This is a genomic window from Vibrio sp. OPT24, from assembly GCF_015163545.1.
In the GTDB taxonomy this organism is placed as follows: domain Bacteria; phylum Pseudomonadota; class Gammaproteobacteria; order Enterobacterales; family Vibrionaceae; genus Vibrio; species Vibrio cyclitrophicus.
Window position 1 is genome coordinate 157718 of record NZ_JADDYI010000022.1, and the last position, 4061, is coordinate 161778.

Below are 4061 nucleotides of genomic sequence, written 5' to 3' on the forward strand. Positions count from 1 at the left end.
TCAACGCGAGCAGAGCGGTGATCACTCTCCCTTTATAGGGTTGAATGAACTTACTTAGCTCAAACAAAATGCTGAGGCTTTTCTTCTCAGGTTTGGGTTCTGGTGCTTGTTGAGTCGATCGCTGAGTCTGTTGTTGGTTTGAGTCGAACGTAGAAGAGACATCGTTTTGCATATGACGGCCTTAGTGTGTTGTCGCTTTAAGAATGATGACTTGTCGCTGGTGCTTATCTGTTGCTAACAAATACTCGTTATTCGTTAGTACTTGTTCTGGGCAAATATCTTTTGTAGATAACGATTCGTTGTTGGTAAGTACGAGCCATTAAAGCATTTATTGCCGCGTGACGCTCCCTAGGAAACTCAATTTCCAATATTTCATATACGTGAAGTGAATAGGAGCGAGGAAACTAAAAGAAAAATTAAGCATTACCTAGTACTTAGGTTAGGCATCCCAACTGGTTATTTATCCCTGATTTTTATGCAGGCAAATTGACGCGAATACAAGAGTGTATTCATAGAGTTGATACTGAACTGTGATTTATAGAACATGAGTAAAACGTTTGCTATTTGTCCCGTTCTTCACCTTAATCAACGAGTTGCGATTTATAGATGTATGACCAGTCATTGAGACTGTTTTTTGCGCAATATTTGTTACATAAATTCAACAAAGTAGTTTTTTATACATTTATCTTGCATAAAACTTCAGTTTGAATAGAATAACCAACAAATGACAATTAATGCAGTATTGTGGCATGAGTATTCAAGTAAAGAGCATCAACAAATCATACGGTGATACCCAAGTTCTTCACGACATCAGTTTTAACTGTGAAAGCGGCGAAACCTTGGTACTGCTTGGCCCAAGTGGTGCAGGCAAGAGTTCACTACTGCGTGTTTTGAACCTACTGGAAATCGCGGACAACGGCGAATTAGACATTGCGAACGAGCAATTCGATTTTGCAGGTCAGATCCAAGAAAAACAGGGTCTAAAATTACGTCGTAAAGTCGGCATGGTGTTCCAGCAATACAACTTATGGCCACACATGACGGTAATGGAGAACTTAATTGAAGCCCCGACCAAGGTTGCAGGCTTAGACAAACAAGAAGCCATTAAACAAGCGAAAACGGTATTAACCACGTTACAGCTTGCAGACAAAGCAGACGCTTGGCCACTTCAACTCTCTGGCGGCCAACAACAGCGTGTCGCGATTGCACGTGCATTGATGATGAAGCCAGACGTGCTGCTGTTTGATGAACCAACGGCAGCGCTTGATCCTGAGATTACTAACCAAGTCGTGAGCATTATTAAAGAATTGAGTGGAACTGGCATTACCCAAGTGGTCGTGACGCATGAAGTCGATTTCGCGAAGAAGATTGCTAGCCACGTTCTGTACCTAGAGAAAGGGTACATCGTCGAACACGGCACCAGCGATTCATTCGTTAATCCGCAGACACCTGAGTTTGCCGAGTATTTAACTCATTAGATTCAGCTAAAACAAGATGATTTCGTTCAAAAATAACATTTAGAAAAAACAATCAAATTATAAGAATGGCCACAGGCCACTATCTAACAGTATTCGGAGTAACAAAATGAAAAAGATTCTACTAGCTTCACTTATCGGCCTTGCTTCTTTCAACGCAGCGGCGCAAGAAGAAATCAAATTCGCAATGGAAGCAACTTACGCACCATTCGAGTACATGGATGAGAACAACCAAATTCAAGGTTTTGACGTAGACCTAGCAAACGCACTTTGTGAAGAATTGAAAGCAACCTGTACTTTCCACAACCAAGCATTCGATAGCTTGATCCCGGCTCTTAAGTTCAAACGTTACGATGCAGCTATCTCAGCAATGGACATCACTGAAGCGCGTCTTCAACAAGTGAACTTCTCTGATGCGTACTACGACAACTCTGCAGCGTTCATCTCTATCGAAGGCAAAGTAGCAGACCAAGCGGCATTAGAAGGTAAGCGTGTTGGTGTTCAAAACGGTTCTACTCACCAGAGCTTCCTACTTGAGCAAATGACGGGTGTAACAGCGGTACCTTACTCAAGCTACCAAGATGCATTCATCGACATGAAAAACGGTCGTATCGATTCTGTATTCGGTGACACAGCCGTTGTAGCAGAATGGTTCAAGAAGCAAGACAACCTAACGTACGTTGGCGACCAAGTAACAAACCAAGAGTACTTCGGTAACGGCTTTGGTATCGCAGTAAACAAGAGCAATCAAGAACTTGTAGACCAGCTGAACACAGCACTTGCAGCCGTGAAAGCGAACGGCGAATACGACAAGATCTTCAACAAGTACTTCGGTAAGTAATATGCAGTTAACGGGTTACTCTTTAGGGCTCGTCGAAGCAAGCTGGATGACAGTTCAGCTTGCGTTCGTAAGTCTATTGGTCGGATTAGTTTTAGCGGTACTGTTTGCTGGCGGTGAAATGTCTCGTCGTATTGCAATCAAATGGCCGACAACCGCGTTCGTGACTATCGTACGTGGTCTACCAGAAATTTTGGTGGTTCTGTTTATCTACTTTGGCTCAACACAAGTGCTTTTTATGATCACTGGTGACTTTGTTGAAGTTAGCCCGTTCTTATCTGGAGTTGTTGCACTGTCACTTATCTTCGCTTCTTACGCTTCACAAACCATTCGTGGTGCATTGAAAGCAGTAAGTAAAGGGCAGAGAGAAGCGGCGAGTGCATTGGGTATTCCTCAATCTCGCGCCTTCTTCAGGGTTGTATTGCCACAAGCAGTAAGACACGCACTACCAGGTTTAACGAACCAATGGTTGGTTCTATTAAAAGACACCGCATTGGTTTCACTGATTGGCGTAACCGATCTATTGAAACAAGCACAATTAACATCTGCAGCAACGCACGAAGCATTCACTTGGTACGCGACAGCAGCAGCAATCTACTTGGTCATCACTTTAATCACACAAAGATTAGTAAAAGTGATTGATTGTAAGTTCTCTATTCAAGGTTTGGGTAGCAAAGGGGCAATGGCATGAATCAACAATACCTCTCTCAAATGCTTGAAGGCTTGGCGACCAGTCTTCAACTGACAGGTGCTTCATTGCTTGTTGGTTGTATTTTGTCAATGCTGATGACAGTAACGTTAATCTTAAGAATACCTGCGATTCACTGGTTAACTCGTGGCATCATTACGCTGTTCACCGGCACACCATTATTGGTTCAAATCTTCTTGGTGTATTACGGCCCGGGTCAATTCGATTGGATTCGTGAAAGCTTCCTGTGGACATGGTTAAGCCAACCTTGGTTCTGCGCGATGTTAGCATTAGCTTTGAACACCGCAGCGTACAGCACGCTACTATTCAGAGGCGCATTCAACGCGATTCCTGCTGGGCAATGGGAAGCATGTCGTGCGCTAGGTATGGACAAAATCGCAACGCTTAAAGTGTTACTGCCATACGCACTGCGCCGCGCGGTTCCTGCTTATTCAAACGAAGTGATTTTAGTCTTCAAAGGCACCTCACTGGCAAGCACCATCACCATCATGGATTTGATGGGCTACGCTCAGCGTATCAACGGCCAAACCTACGACACGCTCACCGTGTTCGGTATTGCTGGCGCATTCTACTTAGCCGTGAACGGTGTATTAACGCTGATCTTCCGCCAAGTAGAGAAGAAAGCCCTCGCATTCGAAGCCGCATAAGAAGCTAGCCACTCACAACCTTAACTCACGTATAAAGCCTGCCATTTATGTTCGCATAAATGGCAGGCTTTTTTGTGTTTGGGGCATGTAAGCCAACTGTGATTATATACAGTTGGCTGTAAGTTTTACGAAATCCATACTATATAGAAATATTCTGCATTTTATCATTCAATGAGTTTATCTATGTTTTAAGTCACTGAAATGCGGTGATTAATCATGGTAGAGTTCTGACCATATGAAACTAGATAGAATGATTCTGTATTTAAGTGCAGAATTTTTCTGTCTAATATAGCTGTTAATCGGCAAGGATAGTGAAGTGGGATCTGCACATAAATTTATTATTTTCTTTTTTCTGATGTTGGTATCTGTCTTTAGCCACTCTGCGACTAAAG

Annotated in this window: 4 protein-coding genes; all 4 read left to right on the forward strand. The window is 43.1% G+C overall.

The genetic code is table 11. The features are described 5' to 3' along the window. Positions 1-749 precede the first annotated feature (749 nt). Complete coding sequence (gene artP, locus IQO02_RS08370; protein ID WP_010441040.1) at positions 750-1478, forward strand: arginine ABC transporter ATP-binding protein ArtP; 729 nt, start codon at positions 750-752, stop codon at positions 1476-1478. Between the two features lie 106 nt (positions 1479-1584). After that, positions 1585-2316, forward strand: coding sequence for a lysine/arginine/ornithine ABC transporter substrate-binding protein (locus tag IQO02_RS08375; RefSeq protein WP_016769264.1), 732 nt, complete (start codon positions 1585-1587; stop codon positions 2314-2316). A gap of 1 nt (position 2317) precedes the next feature. Beyond that, positions 2318-3004, forward strand: coding sequence for an arginine ABC transporter permease ArtQ (artQ, locus tag IQO02_RS08380; RefSeq protein WP_046208918.1), 687 nt, complete (start codon positions 2318-2320; stop codon positions 3002-3004). Then, positions 3001-3669 (forward strand): arginine ABC transporter permease ArtM, encoded by a 669-nt coding sequence (gene artM / locus IQO02_RS08385; protein WP_016795729.1) that lies wholly within the window; start codon positions 3001-3003, stop codon positions 3667-3669. Before artQ ends, artM begins: the two co-directional genes overlap by 4 nt. The last annotated feature ends 392 nt before the right edge of the window (positions 3670-4061 follow it).